The organism is Weizmannia sp. WK01, from assembly GCF_025905465.1.
In the GTDB taxonomy this organism is placed as follows: domain Bacteria; phylum Bacillota; class Bacilli; order Bacillales; family Bacillaceae_C; genus Weizmannia; species Weizmannia faecalis.
On record NZ_CP109616.1, the window covers coordinates 2299095 to 2314963 of the forward strand.

Consider the following 15869-nt stretch of genomic DNA (forward strand, 5'->3'; position numbering starts at 1 on the left):
CGTCAGTTTAAAGCGCAGCCGGCCTTCTCCCTCTTATCTGCTGGCTTTCGCTTTACACATTTGAAGAGGACAGGCACGAAAAACCCGGCCTGCTTTTAAAAAAAGCAGCGCCGGGCTTTTTTTACGGCTTGAGGACCACTTTTATGCAATTGTCCGTTCTTGTATCAAACACTTCGTATCCTTTTTCAGCCTGGTCAAGCGGCAATACATGCGTCACGATGTCGCTGAGTGTGACTTTTTCCTGCGCCACAAGGTCATACAGAAACGGCATATAATGAATGACCGGCGCCTGTCCCGTGCGAAGGCTGACATTGCGCTGGAAAATATCGCCGAGCGGAAATGCGTTGTAACGGCCGCCGTAAACACCTGTTACCTGGATGGTGCCGCCTTTTCTCACCGCCTGTGACGCGATGACAAGCGCACTCATCGCCCCGCCCTGGAGTTTCAGCCCGGATGTCAAATATTCCATCGGTGTCATTTTTCCGTCCATGCCAACTGCATCAATGACAACATCCGCACCGCCTTTAGTGAGTTCTTTCAAATATTCGCCGGTATTGTCGTGCTGTTCAAAGTTGACGGTTTCCACTTTGTTATACTTCTTGGCATGCTGCAACCGGTAATCCAGATAATCAACGGCAATGACACGTTTCGCCCCTTTCAGCCATGCAAATTTTTGCGCAAGCAGGCCGACCGGTCCACAGCCGAGCACGACAACCGTGTCACCGTCTTTTACACCCGCATTGTCCACCGACCAGAACGCAGTGGAAGCGGCATCTGAAAGCAACACGAGTTCTTCATCTTTGACTTCGCTGTTTTCCGGAATTTTAAACGGTGTAAAATTCGCATACGGGACGCGTAAATATTCCGCCTGGCCCCCCGGATAGCCGCCTGTCAGATGGGAATATCCAAAATAGCCGCCCATCTCGCCGTTCGCATTCGCATTGTCACACTGGCTTTCCAGATGGTGTGTGCAATACCAGCATTCCCCGCAGGCGACAGTGAACGGTATAATCACCCTATCCCCTTTTTTGACTTTCGTGACATCCGGTCCGGTTTCTTCGACAATCCCGAGCGGCTCATGCCCGATGATATAGTCTTCCGGAAAATTCGGTATCATGCCGTGGATGAGATGCAAATCGGAGCCGCAAATGGCCGATGACGTAATTTTCACAATAATATCATCTTTTTTCTCTATTTTCGGTTCCGGCACATCTTTTACTCTGACATCTTTGATTCCCTGGAAAGTGACTGCTTTCATGTTTTCCTCCTATTCGTCCGCATCAATCTGCGCCATCATGCCCATGCGCGATGTATTGCCGGGAAACAGGTTCAGTTTGCCGATCATCAACGCCATGTCAGCGGATTTCATATCCAGTTTGTACTGGTCATCTACGTTATACGGGTGGAGCCAGCCTTTTTGCATCATGAAATTTGAAACCTCTTCATGAAGGGAAAGGCCCTCTGCAAGCTGTTTCTGGAATGCGGCCCTCACCGCAGGCGTTCTTGATTCCGTAATGGCTGCCGCTGCATTCCGGATCCCGGTTTTAATACTCATCAAAAATTCAAGTGCAACCGCTGAATCCGCCATTTCTGGCATGCCTTCCGCGTTTTCGATTTCCAAGTAATCATGAATCATTGCAGCATCCCTCCCGGATTCAGCTTGTATAAAGCTTTCATTTCTTGAATGGCTGCTTCTGCCTGCTGCACATCTTTTTCCATCAATGCCTTCAAATCCTGGTCGAATACCAGGCCGGACATCATTTTCGATTTTAATAAACAAATGGTTTTGAAATTGAGCATTTCATGGAGCTCCCTTGTTTCGTGGTAAGCCAAACCATTGTTTTCCATATATCCACCTCCGTTTTTCAAAAGCTATTGTGCCTATTCACAGCCGTTTCTATGCGGGCTTGGATGAAGGCAAAACAAAAAAACCACCCAATCAGGAGAGCGTCTCCCCCAATTGAATGGTTTCCACACCAGTAATATCCTGTTCAAGCCAGTCTGATGCAAGTGCGGCAAATATTTTGCTCGAGCCGGTAGTGTAAAAGCGGTGCTTCTGCCGCGTGTCTTCCATATTAAAAAGGTCATGGAAGTAAAGAAGCGTGCTCACTTCTCGCGCGGTTTCCTCCCCGGAACTGATGACCGAAACGCCCGCGCCCATCACGTTTTGGATAATCGGCCCGAGGAGCGGATAATGGGTACATCCGAGAATGACGGTGTCAATGCCGCAATTTTGGATTGGATACAAAGTTTCGGCAACAATTTTTTTGGCAATCGGACTGTTGTACTGGCCGCTTTCCACAAGCGGGACAAATTTCGGGCAGGCAAGCGCCGTAATCTTGACTTTTTTATTGATGCTTTTTAACGCCCGTTCATACGCCTGGCTTTTAATCGTGCCGATCGTGCCGAGCACGCCGATCCGGAAATTTTTTGTATGTTTTAAAGCGGCCCGCGCGCCGGGATAAATGACGCCGAGCACCGGAATCTTCAGCTCTTCTCTGACTTCGTCCAAAATCACTGCCGTAGCCGTATTGCAGGCGATGACCAGCATTTTTATTTGTTTGTCCATCAGAAATCGGATCATCTGCCAAGTGAATTTTTTGACTTCTTCCACCGGCCGCGGTCCATACGGGCATCGTGCTGTATCGCCCACATAATAAATGGTCTCATTCGGAAGCTGGCGCATCATTTCCTTTGCGACGGTCAGGCCGCCAACCCCCGAATCAATCACGCCTATTGGTGCATTCAAACTTCTCGCCTCATTCTGTCTTCATTTCCTGATGCAATTGCAGTAAGTTGTTTTTTAATTTGACCAGTTCATCCGGTGAAAAATGGCTCAGCACACCCTGCAAGTAAGCTTGCCGTTTTCGGATCACTTCGTCGATCAATACTCGTCCCTTTTCCAGTAAATGGATGCGGACAACCCGCCTGTCATGCGGATCTTTTACGCGCCTGACGAGTTCATTTTTTTCCATCCGGTCAATCAGGTCTGTCGTTGTACTGAAAGCCAGGTACATTCGGTTCGACAGTTCCCCGATCGTCATATCGCCTTCCTCAAAAAGCCATTGAAGCGCCAGAAACTGTGGCGGCGTGATTTTATAATCGCTTAATAATTCACGGCCCTTTTGCTTGACAATGCCGGATATGTAACGCAAATCTTTTTCAATTTGTGCTACAACTTCCGGATCATGTATGTATGGTTGCTGTTCCATGTCCAAAGCGGCCCCTCTCTCAAAAATACGGTGATGACTGTTTTACTATAAGCTATTTTGACCCTTTTCACCCGAAATTTCAAGACAGATTTTTACATAGTTTCGTTCCATTGCTTTCCAAGTAAAGCTGTGGAAGGAAAAGCGGCCCGGTATAGGGTTGTGAAAACACTGTCCGGGTAAAATTTGCATATTGAACAAGCTTCCGGTCCGCTATTTTTTGAAAAAGAAAACGGCCCGGTGCGGTTTCAAACCATATGGCGCTGTTGCGAACGACATTTATGTGGGTGTAGACTTGCATAAGCAACACCGTTTCAAACCATATGGCGCTGTTGCGAACGTGCACCGGGTGCGGGATGCAGGGGGATTTTTTGCCCGGCATTTCCCAACCGGATTTCTATATGCGTGAAAAAACGTGCAAGAGAAATTCGGTCGGGTAGGCCGTCACTCAGTTACGAGATTCGTGATAACGGCACGGCCGCGGTAAATTTTTACCACTGCTGCAGCGCGCCCTTTTGTTGCCGCCTGCTCGATTTCTTTCCCGCTATGTTGAGGCACAAAAAATTTATCAAGATGATAATCAATATACACTTTTTGCTCATCGTCTTCCCACTCGTAAGCCTTCCCTTTTAAATATATTCCGCCCCGCGGATTTTCGGCGGATACACTTTTCACATGGCAAATGCCCTTTTCATCTTTTTTAAGCAGGGCATACACGGTCAGTTCCCCGCCTTTATGGCCCGCAAAATACTCGATGGCACTGCGGTCCAGACGGCTGGCCGGTACCGTTTCCGCTTCAAGATTCACCTGTATATAATCGCCCCTGAAGGCATCCGTCGGGTCCACCGGTTCCATTTGCAGTTTGACCGGTTCCCCCACCGCAACCGTATATAACGGCAAAACAATCATCCCGAGTAAAATGGCAATCGGAACAAACGCAGCAAGCCCTCTTTTCACCAGATCATGCATGGCCGTTTCCCCCTTCTTTCCGCTGCTTTTCAAAATAAAAGCCAAAACCGATAAAAATTAGGCCGCCAATGATGAAAACAATGGATTTCGGCAAAAAGTCGTAGGAAAAGTCAAGGTAAAAACGCAGCACAAAAATGCAGAGAATGAAGATATTGGTAAGGCTGCCGGTTTTGATAAAATACAGGACAAGCAGAAAGTACACAACTGAAAATGCTAAATTGAAGTGGCTGCCAAAAACCGTACCTTCCCAAACAGACGAAAAAGTAAGCAGGATGCCCATCAAACCGTGAAGTAAATGGCCTTCCAGCCGCATCACTTCTCTGTACGCTTCCTGAACCGGCAATCGCAGCATCACGAAGCCGGCAACAAAGAGAAGCAGAAAGGCAGCCAAATGTCCGTATGCGGGAAAGAATGCACTGAGTTTAAACAGAAATACGGACAGCACGGCAATCGAAAGCGCGTTTACGAAAAACAGAAGCAGGCGGGAAGCAACCGTTTTTTCATTTATCCAGTAAAGTAATCCTGCTAAAAGTGCGGTAATGAGAACAGCGAAGTACCCGATGCCGGTATTTTCAGCATCCAAATACAAAAGGAAAAGCACTGTGGCAAAAATGGAGAGCCATTTGTCTTTCAGCACATAGGCCATTGGCAGCGATCCAATCCCCCACCATAAAAATGCCTGGCCGAATGAGCCGCCAAGGTTAAAAATTTGCCCGGTGAGAAAAATGCCCGCCCCGAAAAACAGGACACCAAGAAAGTACAAGCCGCGTGCTGTTTTCGGATGGCTGTTCTCCAGTTTGATAGCCGCTCCGTTCACGCCTGCAATCGCAGCAAGGATGATGAGAAATTTGACCGTTTTGCCAAGATAGACCCAATTGCTGGCAATAAAGCTGAAAATGCCCGCCCCAAGCAAAAGGGCCCCGACCATGACAAGAATGCGGACAAGGCTCACCCCCCGGGAAACCTCATACTGTGCAAGCATCTCGTCTTTTTGCGTATGCGTAATGGTCCCTTCTTCTTCAAAAAAAGCAAGCTCGCTTTTCATCCATGCATAGTTTTTTCTGCCAATCTTTCTTTTCATTTTGACTCCCCCTCATTTTGAAAAAAGCGCATACAGAACAAGCAAGACATGGATGATAAATAAAAATAGAATGCACAGTGACGCTTTGTATGACACTCCTTTCCTTGAGAGTAGCCAGATAAGCCACATCACGACAGGCAAAATGGAAAAACCGGCCCACTTATTTATAAATCCGTCCGGCCGTAAATATCCGTTAAAATGGAACGGAATGATCGCCGGTGCAAATGCAAACCCGATCAGGGATACAAGCGCGGCAACCAGTATCAAAATAAGCAAAAATGCCGGATCCGTCACTTTGAGAAAAAACCGCATAAACTCACATCCTTTCATGCTATTGTACTGTATTTTGGCGAATGTTCATATCATTTTTCCAGGCGGGAAAAGCCGGAAACAAAATGCCGGCAAAATATCATTCGCCCGTATGTTAAATTGCGATGCTTGCAGCTATAAATTTATTAATCTACATAAAACGTGCCAAAATCAATGACGTTCAGGACAGACATTGCTTCTGGCAACGTATAAAGAAGTAGTAATGTTTAGTTCAACTATATATCCTGAAAATATGTGCCGGCTGGCTTTCATTCTTCTGCTTGTGGCGCATCCATTGCGGTATGGGCGTCTATTTGCAAATTGGGCACAGCGGCGTTTGATTTTAGCCCAAATCGTCCGGCATCTTTGGAGAAATCTTCACACTGTCTCATTGAGGCGGGCTTGTAAAAAAGATAACATCCGGAAACCTGTAAAAACATCATTTGTTTCTCCATCCTCGTGATTTCCTTATACGGTATCCAGCGTTTAAACGGCCCGCCTTTTTAACATGATCCATTTTCGATCGGAACTTCATTCAAACGTCCATTGAAAACGATTCCGCTACGTGCACTTGTGGTCATTTTACTAAAACCGCCGGCAGATTTCCAGGTTCATCTAAAAATATGCAATCAATGTAAAAAACGGAATCAGAAAGGGTAAACGCTTTGTCCAAAAATCATCCCGTTTCTATCCCTTCTTTAAACCACAAAATCGACTGCAACATTGCAGCCGATTTTGTTTCAAAGCTTTAATTCCCCCATGCGGAGTAATTCAACAACAGCTTGCGAGCGCCCCTTGACTCCCAATTTCTGCATGGCGTTGGAAATATGATTTCGAACTGTTTTTTCGCTGATAAACAATTCGCTCGCGATTTCTTTTGTTGTCTTGTCTTGTACTAACAGCTCGAATACTTCTTTTTCTCTTTTTGTCAGCAGCGGTTTATGTGTGAAATCGTTGTCCTTCAACTATGATAACCCTCCTTGCCTTCGCCAGCTCTAAACCGCGGGGATGGGTATTTTGGTTGTCACGATATCTTATGTTCTTGCGCGGCCGGGAGTGACTTGACGAGGCAAGGAACAGCACAAATCCGAAAAAAAGGGCGGATGCCGGAACCCTTTCTGTATGAAAGGCAAACGAAACATTATCCGGCATTGTAAACTGGCAGATATAGATTCTATTTATGTCCTGGCCGGAGATGGCAAAACAGGCAAACAAGTGTTGTAAAAGCAATAAAATATACCAAGTATTGCCGCTCTTTTCTCCGCTAAAAAACAGTCCTCAACGTAAACACTTAAGCTTATTTTTTATGGCGGGTTACTTTCATTCAGTTGACGGATGAGACGGCGGCTTGCGGGTCGGCGAACCTCGCTCTTTCTTCCGCAGTCCACGGTATTCCTTTTCCGGTTGTGACCGAGATCTGCACCATTGTCCCGCGCCCGGTAAAACAGATTTCATTCGCTTCATTTTTCGCCATGTAGTGCAAGTCGACGGACGAGTTGCCGATTTTTGAAACTTTTACATAAATGCGGAGTTTGTCATTGAAAAAAACCTGTTGTAAAAAATCACACTGCAAATCCGCCACGACCGGGATGGAGCCGGTGCCTTTTTTTGCCCAGTCGCCCATAAACCCGAGTTGCTGGAGAAATTCAATCCGCGCTTGTTCAAAATAAATAAACGGAACCGTATTGTTCATGTGACCAAACATATCGGTTTCAGAAAAACGGACCGTGACCGGGAGATAATAGGAAAATCCTTCTTCCCAGGCGTTCCAGTCATCAATATAAGAGATGTGCTTTTTCAATGGGATACCTCCTTTTAATGAGTGAACAACCATTCATTTTTTATTTGAAAAGAAGTGCCACATCTACTGTTTCCGCTTTGATGTGGCACTTTTGGCATTAGTCAACCGTATGGTCACTGCCAAAGAATTTTTTAAACATATAGATGGTTGTTTCACGGTTTAATGCTGCGATGGATGTTGTCAGCGGGATACCTTTCGGGCAGGCTTGTACACAGTTTTGCGAGTTGCCGCAATTGGCAAGACCGCCGTCACCCATGATCGCTTCAAGTCGTTCATCGCGGTTCATATGGCCGGTCGGGTGCGCATTAAATAACCGTACTTGCGAAAGCGGCGCTGGCCCGATAAAGTTTGAACGGCTGTTGACATTCGGGCAGGCTTCCAAACATACGCCGCAAGTCATGCATTTTGCCAGTTCATAAGCCCACTGCCTTTTTTTCTCCGGCATGCGCGGCCCTTCCCCTAAGTCGTAAGTGCCGTCAATCGGAATCCAAGCTTTCACTTTTTTCAGCGAGTCAAACATGCGGCCGCGGTCAATTTGCAAATCTCTGACAACCGGGAATGTCCGCATTGGGGCAAGGCGGATCGGCTGCTGCAGTTTGTCCACAAGCGCTGAACAAGCCTGGCGTGGTTTGCCGTTAATCACCATGGAACAGGCACCGCAAACTTCTTCCAAACAGTTCATTTCCCAAACAACAGGTGTTGTTTTTTCCCCTTTGGCATTGACCGGATTCCGGCGGATTTCCATCAGGGCCGAAATGACATTCATATTCGGCCGGTACGGAACTTCAAACGTTTCGTCATATGGTTCTGATTCCGGATTATCCTGGCGTTGTATGATAAATGTAACGGTTTTTTGTTCACCCATCCTTATTCTCCTCTTTCCTTATGAAATCACCCGGGCAAAAGCCGGAAAAAATCCGTTTTTGCCCGATCCGAATCAGTGCTTCTTCGTGTAGTCGCGTACGCGCGGTTTGATCAGCGATACATCTACATCTTCATAGCTGAAGACCGGTTCATTGTTCACAGGGTCATAATTTGCCATCGTCGTTTTCAGCCATTCTTCGTCGTTGCGGTCCGGAAAATCAGGTTTATAGTGGGCACCGCGGCTTTCATTGCGGTTCAGAGCGCCGATCGTGATGACGCGCGCCAGCTGCAGCATGTTATACAGCTGCCGTGTAAACGAAGCCGCCTGGTTGCTCCATTTCGATGTATCTACAACATTAATATTTTTCCATCTTTCCATTAATTCCTGAATCTTTTCGTCCGTTTTCTTCAGACGGTCATTGTAACGGACAACCGTCACATTGTCTGTCATCCATTCGCCCAGTTCTTTATGCAGCACATAGGCATTTTCGGTTCCGTCAAGCGACAAAATATCGTTCCATTTTTTCTCCTGTTCTTGGACAGCACGTTCAAAGACGGTTGACGGCAGTGCATCCGTGCTCTTTTCAAGCCCGTCGATGTAGTTGACAGCTTCAGGGCCGGCTACCATCCCGCCGTAAATGGCAGAAAGCAGGGAGTTTGCCCCTAAGCGGTTCGCGCCGTGCATCGAGTAGTCGCATTCGCCTGCTGCGAACAGCCCCGGAATGCTCGTATGCTGTTTATAGTCCACCCATAATCCGCCCATGGAATAGTGGACGGCCGGGAACACTTTCATCGGCACTTTATGCGGGTCATCGCCGACGAATTTTTCATAGATTTCAATAATCCCGCCCAGTTTTACGTCCAGTTCATGCGGGTCTTTGTGCGACAAATCGAGATAAACCATGTTCTCGCCGTTAATGCCGAGTTTCAAGTCCACGCAGACATGGAAAATTTCACGGGTTGCAATGTCGCGCGGCACGAGGTTCCCGTATGCCGGATATTTTTCTTCCAGGAAATACCACGGTTTGCCGTCTTTGTACGTCCAGATGCGCCCGCCTTCCCCGCGTGCGGATTCACTCATCAGCCGCAGTTTGTCATCGCCCGGGATGGCAGTCGGGTGAATTTGGATAAATTCGCCGTTCGCATACGTTGCGCCTTGCTGGTATACAATGGAAGCCGCCGAGCCGGTATTGATCATCGAGTTGGTTGATTTCCCGAAAATAATGCCAAGGCCGCCCGATGCCATAATGACGGCATCCGCAGGAAAAGCTTTGATTTCCATTGTTGTCAGGTTTTGCGAAACGATGCCGCGGCAAATGCCTTCATCGTCTTTGATAATGCCAAGAAATTCCCAGCCTTCGTATTTCGTGACAAGCCCGTTCACTTCATGGCGCCTTACCTGTTCATCCAATGCGTATAAAAGCTGCTGACCGGTTGTTGCGCCTGCAAATGCTGTCCGGTGGTGCTGGGTGCCGCCGAAACGCCTGAAGTCCAAAAGCCCTTCCGGCGTGCGGTTGAACATGACGCCCATCCGGTCAAACAGGTGGATAATCCCCGGCGCCGCTTCGCACATCGCTTTTACCGGCGGCTGGTTGGCAAGGAAGTCGCCCCCGTATACCGTATCGTCAAAGTGGATCCATGGCGAATCCCCTTCCCCTTTTGTATTGACAGCGCCGTTAATGCCGCCCTGTGCGCAAACAGAGTGCGACCTTTTTACCGGCACTAGCGAAAACAGATCAACCTGCCGGCCTGCTTCTGCAATTTTTACAGTCGCCATCAAACCGGCAAGCCCTCCGCCGACAACAATGATTTTGCCATTAGCCAACTTGATTCACTCCCTCTTCATACTTGATGCCTCTTACAAACCAGTAAACTGCTATTTTTCGAATCTTTTCATTATGCAAATGCTAATAAAGCCCTGACGCCGACAACAGAAAGCAGCACAAAGACCACAACCATCACATATGTGGAAATTTGCTGTGACCGGCGTGACTGTGTAATGCCCCAGCTGACCAGGAACGACCAGAGACCGTTGGCAAAGTGGAAAACGGCAGCCACTGTCCCAATTATGTACCAGGCGAGCATCCAACGATTTGCTAATAGATTTGCCATCAGATCAAAGTTCAATTCCTTGCCAAACGCCATTTGAATGCGTGTTTCATAGATGTGAAATACGAGAAAGATCAGGACCAACACACCGCTGATTCTTTGCAAAAGGTACATCCAGTTCCGGAAGTAGCCCATCGTGCCGACATTGCTCGATGCCGTAAACGAAATATATAAGCCGTAAATTGCATGGAACAAAAGCGGCAAATAAATGAACACTACTTCCACAAAAAGCAGAAACGGCAGGTTTTCCATAAAACCGGCTGCTTTATTGAAGGCAGCAGCACCGTTTACCGCATAGTGGTTCACGGTCAAGTGGATGACTAAAAATAAGCCGATGGGTATAACACCCAGCAAAGAATGCAGTTTGCGGTTATAAAACTCTCGATTTCCAGCCACATTGTATCCCCCTTTGTAGTGTGAATTTATGCAAAGAAGACAAATTTTGCATTGCTTCCTCCCGCATAAATATTTTATAACAATTATGTGACAGTTTTATTGTACTCCCGACAAATGGGCGCGTCAAGGAAACGCATTCATGAATTTGCGCTGAAAATACCGTTTATTTGTCATATTTGTCAGTCTTTCTCCCATTTTTTAAAATTTTTTCAGTATAGCTCTTTTGCCATATGCTTTTGCATAAAAAAGGAATTTTTATCCAAGGCTTGTCTTTTTTCATCGGATTTTACCGCAACCGGCATAATTTCCCCATGTGACGCGGAAGCCGGCGAAAAAAAGTTCCCATTATTTTTGTGTACACTCAAAAAATGCTTTTAAGTCCGGTTTTATTTTGTATATAATATAGCATATAGAAAGAGGGGAATTGCGTGAAATCTTCTGGCGGAAATGAACAAACCGTTGCGGAACAGCTAATGGTGCCCGCATTCGGATATGAGCTGTTGCGTAATATATTAATTCCGGATATACTCGGCAAGGAAACACCGGATATTCTATACTGGGCCGGAAAACATTTGGCAAGAAAATTCCAGCTGCTTACCTATGAAGAAATGGTTTCTTTTTTCAAAGAAGCCGGCTGGGGAACGTTATCGATCAAAAAAGAAGAGAAATATCATATCGAATTTGAGTTATCCGGGCCGATGATTGAACGGCAGCTGGATATGGGCGCAGGTCAAGAGCCGACATTCAAGCTTGAAGCCGGTTTTTTAGCCGAGCAGTACCAGATGCAGAAAAAACTGATCACGGAAGCTGTTGAGGAAGTTGCGAAAAAAGCAAAAAAAGTCCGGATCACCGTGCAGTGGGATGCGAAAGACCCGGCCGGAGAATCAATATGAAAAAGCAGGGGGCTCCCCTGCTTTTTCATATTTTCATATATTTTGTTCCACTGCATCCAGTTCAAATGCTTCGTGCAGGCACCGGGCGGCCCGGACCATTTCTTTTGCATCGACAACGGTGGACACTTTGATTTCGGACGTGCTGATCATTTTAATGGCAATGCCGTGATCTGCCAGCACCTGGAACATTTTTGCCGCAACGCCCGGGTTGGAAACCATGCCCGATCCGATGATGGACACTTTTGCGAGGCCGGTTTCCGTTTCAAAATGGTCAATACTGAGGGCTTCTTTCCCGGCTTCCAAAAGATCGGCCGTTTCTTTTAAATCTTTATCTTTTATCGAAAAAGATAAATACGTTTTATGGTCCGCTGTCTGGTTCTGGATAATGATATCGACATCAATATGGTGTTCCGCCAGTGTCGTAAAAATATCCGGCAAATTGCGGAAGCCGTTTTCCAGTCCGAAAATGGTCACCCTTGTAATGCCATCTTCAAATGCAACGCCGCGGACAATTAAATTTTTTTCCACCGAAACTTCCTCCTCTATTAACGTGCCTTCCTCCCTTTCAAGGCTCGAACAAACGATCAGCGGCACAGCCGCATTTTTGGCAAACTCCACTGCCCTTGCATGCAAAACGCCCGCCCCGAGACTCGCCAGTTCAAGCATCTCATCATAGGATACAGCCTTAAGCTTCCGGGCATTCGGAATATAGCGTGGGTCGGACGTAAACACGCCGGTGACATCCGTATAGATCAGGCAGCGGTCCGCATGAAGCGCTGCTGCAAGCGCCACTGCCGTTGTATCCGAGCCGCCCCTGCCGAGTGTCGCAATTTCGCCTGCCGGGGTGATGCCCTGAAACCCGGCGACGATTACAATTTGCCCGGCTGCCAGACGGGATTTGATTTTTTCAGTCCGGATTTCCGTGATCCGGGCGTTTCCGTGTACGGGTTCCGTTATAATGCCGGCCTGCCATCCGGTATAAGAAACGGCATCGTAGCCGCGAGCGATCAGTGCCATGGCGACAAGCGAAATCGTCACCTGTTCGCCGGTTGAAAGCAGCATATCCATTTCGCGTTTTGCAGGATACGCAGAAAGTTCATTTGCAAGCCCGACAAGCTGGTCCGTTGTTTTGCCCATCGCGGAAACAACGACGACAACATCATGGCCCTTTTCCTTTTCTTCAATAATCCGGTTGACCGTATTCCGGATCCTTTCCACATTTCCAACCGAAGTTCCCCCGAATTTCTGAACAATGATTCCCAATAACTCCGCCACCTTCTGCAGTTTATAAGTAAGATGAGGCTGTCAGAGTGAAAGGCAAAGCAACTTGGCGCCCATTTAAAAAAAGCAATGAGAACGGATATCTCATCGCTTTTGCATACGCGGGTACGCAGTCATTCCTGTGAGATAGCGCTCCAAGACATTTCATCCTGACAGTTCCGGACTTTTTCAGTACAGAACCAGCAAAAACGGCATTGAGGCCATTTTCACTTCGGCAAAACTTCCTTTCAGAAACGATCCCGGAAGCCCAATCTTCTCCCGCTTCTTACTCTTAAGTTTTGCGCCTCTATCATGTAACGGCTTTGCCGGACGCCGGGATGATCGCACCCGAAAGTCTGAAACAAAGCCTGCCATATGAAATTATCATGATTATACCATATACGGAAAAACCCTGCCAGGTTATTCTTGTAATTTTTTGATTAATGTTTCGGATACCGGACGCGGGATGCCCGCTTCCACAAATTCTTCCAGCTTTGCTTGTTTCATTTTCTTCAAGGAGCCAAAGTGGCGGAGCAGTTGTTTTTTCCGTTTCGGCCCGATGCCCGGAATATCGTCAAGCGCCGATTGAAAAGCGGATTTTCCACGCAATTCCCTGTGGAAGGTAATCGCAAACCGGTGCACTTCATCCTGGATGCGCTGAAGCAGGTAAAATTCCTGGCTGTTCCGCCCGAGCGGCACAACTTCCAGCGGGTTGCCGAACAAAAGCTGCGATGTATTGTGCTTCTCATCCTTTGCCAGGCCGCCGATCGGGATCTCAAGCCCGAGCTCATTTTCAAGCACATCCCTTGCCGCGTCAATTTGCCCTTTTCCGCCGTCAATGATGATGAGATCCGGAAGCGGTAAGTTTTCCCTTAGGGCACGGATGTAACGGCGGCGGATCACTTCGCGCATCGATTCATAATCATCCGGTCCTTCCACTGTTTTGATTTTATATTTGCGGTATTCTTTTTTTGCCGGCTTACCGTCCACAAACACGACCATCGCCGAAACCGGGTTTGTCCCCTGGATATTCGAATTATCGAACGCTTCAATCCGATGCGGTGTGTAGATGCCAAGCTTTTCGCCAAGATTTTCAACGGCTTTGATCGTCCGTTCCTCGTCCCGTTCAATCAACGCGAATTTTTCCTTCAATGCAATCTTTGCGTTTTTCTCGGCCATTAACACGAGTTCCCGTTTCTGGCCTTTTTTCGGCTGGAGTACTTTGATTTCGAGCAGTTGTTCCGCCAGTTCCCGGTCTGCTTTTTCCGTAATCAGCACTTCTTTCGGCTTAATATGCTCCGGTTTGGCATAAAACTGCCCCAAATAGCTCAAAAATTCCTCCTCCGGCTCATCGTAAGACGGAAAAAGCGAGACATCCCGTTCGATCAGCTTTCCTTGGCGCATGAAAAAGACCTGGACGCACATCCAGCCTTTATCCACTGCGTAGCCGAAAATGTCGCGGTCCGTAAAATCTGTCATTGTAATTTTCTGTTTTTCCATCGTCATTTCAATATTGGCGATCTGGTCGCGGTATTCTTTTGCCCGCTCAAATTCAAGCTTTTCTGCAGCCTCATGCATTTTTTCTTCCAGTTCTTTTTTGATTTCCGTGTAACCCCCGTTCAAAAAGCGGGTAATTTGATCGGTGATCTCTTTGTATGTTTCTTCTTTCACCTCATTGACACACGGCGCAAGACACTGGCCTAAATGGTAATAAAGGCAGACGCGGTCCGGCATATTGGTGCATTTCCGCAAAGGATACAACCGGTCCAGCAGCTTTTTTGTTTCATTAGCCGCCTGCACGTTCGGATACGGGCCGAAATATTTGCCTTTATCTTTTTTCACTTTCCGGGTGGTGATCAGACGCGGGTGGCGTTCATGGGTCAGCTTAATATACGGGTATGTTTTATCATCTTTCAGCATGATGTTGTATTTCGGGTCATGCTTTTTGATTAAATTAATTTCAAGAATAAGGGCTTCAATATTGGAAGAAGTGACAATATACTCAAAGTCTTCGATCTCGCTGACAAGCCGCTGCGTTTTTGCGTCATGCGAACCGGAAAAGTAAGAGCGGACACGGTTTTTTAAAATTTTGGCCTTCCCGACATAAATGATGGTCCCCTGTCTGTCTTTCATTAAATAGCAGCCGGGTTGGGCGGGCAGGAGGGCAAGTTTATTGCGGATCGTCTCGTTCAATTTCTCTTCACCTCAAAATCCTGCGTTCTGTAAAAAACCCGGACCACAGCCGGCCCGGATTTTAAAATGCATTTGCGCACGGCTTGAAGCCGAGCGTTTATTGTATTATAAATGTTTGTTCACTAATTCTTGCAAAGCTTCTTTCGGCTGGTAACCGATCACTTTGTCGACCGGTTTGCCATCTTTCATGAGAACAAGGGTCGGAATGCTCATGACGCCGAATTTGCTGGTCGTTTCCTGATTCTCATCCACGTCTACTTTGACGATTTTCACCTTGTCGCCCATTTCAGCATCGATTTCTTCAAGTACCGGTGCAATCATTTTGCACGGACCACACCATGTTGCCCAAAAATCCGTTAATACCAAACCTTGGCTGACTTCCTGCTCGAAAGTCGCGTCGGTAGCATGTGTAATTGCCATATTGAAAGAACCCTCCTAAATCAAACTATTACTGCTTGGGATAAGTATATCATCCTTTATCATATGTTGCGAACAATTTGTCCGGTCCGTATGTGTCAAGTTTTTCTCGACAAGGTTTAAATATCGGGTATTCCAAGACACTCTTTTTGTACACTTTCGGCTACCGTGCTTTACTTGCTCGGTGTAATTTTCGGAAAAGATGTAATATTTCCGTATAAAGATGGATAACGGGGATGTTGAGGCGCGCGAAATTCACTCGCTTTCCGCGGTCGGCCGGCGAGCCTCCTCGCTCGTACCTCGCTGCGGGGTCTCTCCTGGCTCGCTTTTCCCGCAGGAGTCTCGTAAATTTCGCGCGCCTCAACGAT

18 protein-coding genes and 1 riboswitch are annotated in these 15869 nt (G+C 47.2%); of the genes, 1 reads left to right on the forward strand and 17 read right to left on the reverse strand.

Annotated features, from left to right (window positions below):
• Positions 1–121 precede the first annotated feature (121 nt).
• The 14 genes from OF158_RS11020 to OF158_RS11085 all read right to left on the reverse strand — a co-directional run bounded on the left by OF158_RS11020 (position 122) and on the right by OF158_RS11085 (position 10738).
• Positions 122–1258 carry a zinc-dependent alcohol dehydrogenase gene (locus OF158_RS11020; RefSeq protein ID WP_017551092.1) on the reverse strand — a complete coding sequence of 379 codons (1137 nt, stop codon included), beginning with the start codon at positions 1256–1258 and terminating at the stop codon, positions 122–124.
• Positions 1259–1267: 9 nt separating this feature from the next.
• Complete coding sequence (locus OF158_RS11025) at positions 1268–1636, reverse strand: spore coat protein (protein ID WP_014097823.1); 369 nt, start codon at positions 1634–1636, stop codon at positions 1268–1270.
• Positions 1633–1848, reverse strand: coding sequence for a hypothetical protein (locus OF158_RS11030; RefSeq protein ID WP_014097822.1), 216 nt, complete (start codon positions 1846–1848; stop codon positions 1633–1635). Before OF158_RS11030 ends, OF158_RS11025 begins: the two co-directional genes overlap by 4 nt.
• Before the next feature lie 91 nt (positions 1849–1939).
• A complete protein-coding gene (gene racE / locus OF158_RS11035; RefSeq protein ID WP_017551093.1) occupies positions 1940–2749 on the reverse strand; it encodes a glutamate racemase in 810 nt (269 codons plus the stop codon).
• A gap of 10 nt (positions 2750–2759) precedes the next feature.
• Positions 2760–3212, reverse strand: coding sequence for a MarR family winged helix-turn-helix transcriptional regulator (locus OF158_RS11040; RefSeq protein WP_035184469.1), 453 nt, complete (start codon positions 3210–3212; stop codon positions 2760–2762).
• 441 nt (positions 3213–3653) lie between these two features.
• A complete protein-coding gene (locus OF158_RS11045; protein WP_035184467.1) occupies positions 3654–4178 on the reverse strand; it encodes a GDYXXLXY domain-containing protein in 525 nt (174 codons plus the stop codon).
• Positions 4171–5259, reverse strand: coding sequence for a DUF2157 domain-containing protein (locus OF158_RS11050; protein ID WP_014097818.1), 1089 nt, complete (start codon positions 5257–5259; stop codon positions 4171–4173). The genes OF158_RS11045 and OF158_RS11050 overlap by 8 nt, the downstream gene beginning before the upstream one ends.
• A gap of 12 nt (positions 5260–5271) precedes the next feature.
• Positions 5272–5571, reverse strand: a complete 300-nt coding sequence (locus OF158_RS11055) for a DUF1648 domain-containing protein (RefSeq protein ID WP_026684041.1) — start codon at positions 5569–5571, stop codon at positions 5272–5274.
• A 266-nt stretch (positions 5572–5837) separates the two neighbouring features.
• Positions 5838–6023, reverse strand: coding sequence for a hypothetical protein (locus OF158_RS11060; RefSeq protein ID WP_035184465.1), 186 nt, complete (start codon positions 6021–6023; stop codon positions 5838–5840).
• Positions 6024–6308: 285 nt separating this feature from the next.
• Complete coding sequence (locus OF158_RS11065; RefSeq protein WP_014097816.1) at positions 6309–6533, reverse strand: helix-turn-helix domain-containing protein; 225 nt, start codon at positions 6531–6533, stop codon at positions 6309–6311.
• A gap of 359 nt (positions 6534–6892) precedes the next feature.
• Positions 6893–7369: an acyl-CoA thioesterase gene (locus OF158_RS11070; protein ID WP_014097815.1), complete on the reverse strand. Its 477-nt coding sequence runs from the start codon at positions 7367–7369 to the stop codon at positions 6893–6895.
• Between the two features lie 97 nt (positions 7370–7466).
• A complete protein-coding gene (sdhB, locus tag OF158_RS11075; RefSeq protein ID WP_014097814.1) occupies positions 7467–8234 on the reverse strand; it encodes a succinate dehydrogenase iron-sulfur subunit in 768 nt (255 codons plus the stop codon).
• Positions 8235–8306: 72 nt separating this feature from the next.
• Positions 8307–10058: a succinate dehydrogenase flavoprotein subunit gene (gene sdhA / locus OF158_RS11080; RefSeq protein ID WP_017551099.1), complete on the reverse strand. Its 1752-nt coding sequence runs from the start codon at positions 10056–10058 to the stop codon at positions 8307–8309.
• A 71-nt stretch (positions 10059–10129) separates the two neighbouring features.
• Positions 10130–10738 (reverse strand): succinate dehydrogenase cytochrome b558 subunit, encoded by a 609-nt coding sequence (locus OF158_RS11085; RefSeq protein ID WP_035184462.1) that lies wholly within the window; start codon positions 10736–10738, stop codon positions 10130–10132.
• Between the two features lie 428 nt (positions 10739–11166).
• Between OF158_RS11085 and OF158_RS11090 the strand changes: the two genes are divergently transcribed.
• Entirely contained in the window at positions 11167–11631 is a 465-nt protein-coding gene (locus OF158_RS11090) for a YslB family protein (protein ID WP_014097811.1), read from the forward strand.
• A 33-nt stretch (positions 11632–11664) separates the two neighbouring features.
• On the opposite strand, the gene OF158_RS11095 is transcribed toward OF158_RS11090, so the two are convergent.
• From OF158_RS11095 to trxA, 3 genes are all read right to left on the reverse strand, one after another.
• Positions 11665–12894 (reverse strand): aspartate kinase, encoded by a 1230-nt coding sequence (locus tag OF158_RS11095; protein ID WP_035184460.1) that lies wholly within the window; start codon positions 12892–12894, stop codon positions 11665–11667.
• A 137-nt stretch (positions 12895–13031) separates the two neighbouring features.
• Positions 13032–13209: riboswitch (Lysine riboswitch) on the reverse strand.
• Positions 13210–13311: 102 nt separating this feature from the next.
• A complete protein-coding gene (uvrC, locus tag OF158_RS11100; RefSeq protein ID WP_035184458.1) occupies positions 13312–15084 on the reverse strand; it encodes an excinuclease ABC subunit UvrC in 1773 nt (590 codons plus the stop codon).
• Between the two features lie 105 nt (positions 15085–15189).
• Positions 15190–15504, reverse strand: coding sequence for a thioredoxin (gene trxA / locus OF158_RS11105; protein ID WP_014097808.1), 315 nt, complete (start codon positions 15502–15504; stop codon positions 15190–15192).
• Positions 15505–15869 lie beyond the last annotated feature (365 nt).

Bases quoted from the DNA above. Each gene is read 5' to 3' on its own strand.
- OF158_RS11050 (WP_014097818.1), bottom strand. From the start codon at position 5,259: ATGAAAAGAAAGATTGGCAGAAAAAACTATGCATGGATGAAAAGCGAG.
- OF158_RS11020 (WP_017551092.1), bottom strand. From the start codon at position 1,258: ATGAAAGCAGTCACTTTCCAGGGAATCAAAGATGTCAGAGTAAAAGAT.
- trxA (WP_014097808.1), bottom strand. From the start codon at position 15,504: ATGGCAATTACACATGCTACCGACGCGACTTTCGAGCAGGAAGTCAGC.
- OF158_RS11055 (WP_026684041.1), bottom strand. From the start codon at position 5,571: ATGCGGTTTTTTCTCAAAGTGACGGATCCGGCATTTTTGCTTATTTTG.
- sdhB (WP_014097814.1), bottom strand. From the start codon at position 8,234: ATGGGTGAACAAAAAACCGTTACATTTATCATACAACGCCAGGATAAT.
- OF158_RS11040 (WP_035184469.1), bottom strand. From the start codon at position 3,212: ATGGAACAGCAACCATACATACATGATCCGGAAGTTGTAGCACAAATT.
- OF158_RS11060 (WP_035184465.1), bottom strand. From the start codon at position 6,023: ATGGAGAAACAAATGATGTTTTTACAGGTTTCCGGATGTTATCTTTTT.
- OF158_RS11025 (WP_014097823.1), bottom strand. From the start codon at position 1,636: ATGATTCATGATTACTTGGAAATCGAAAACGCGGAAGGCATGCCAGAA.
- OF158_RS11045 (WP_035184467.1), bottom strand. From the start codon at position 4,178: ATGCATGATCTGGTGAAAAGAGGGCTTGCTGCGTTTGTTCCGATTGCC.
- OF158_RS11030 (WP_014097822.1), bottom strand. From the start codon at position 1,848: ATGGAAAACAATGGTTTGGCTTACCACGAAACAAGGGAGCTCCATGAA.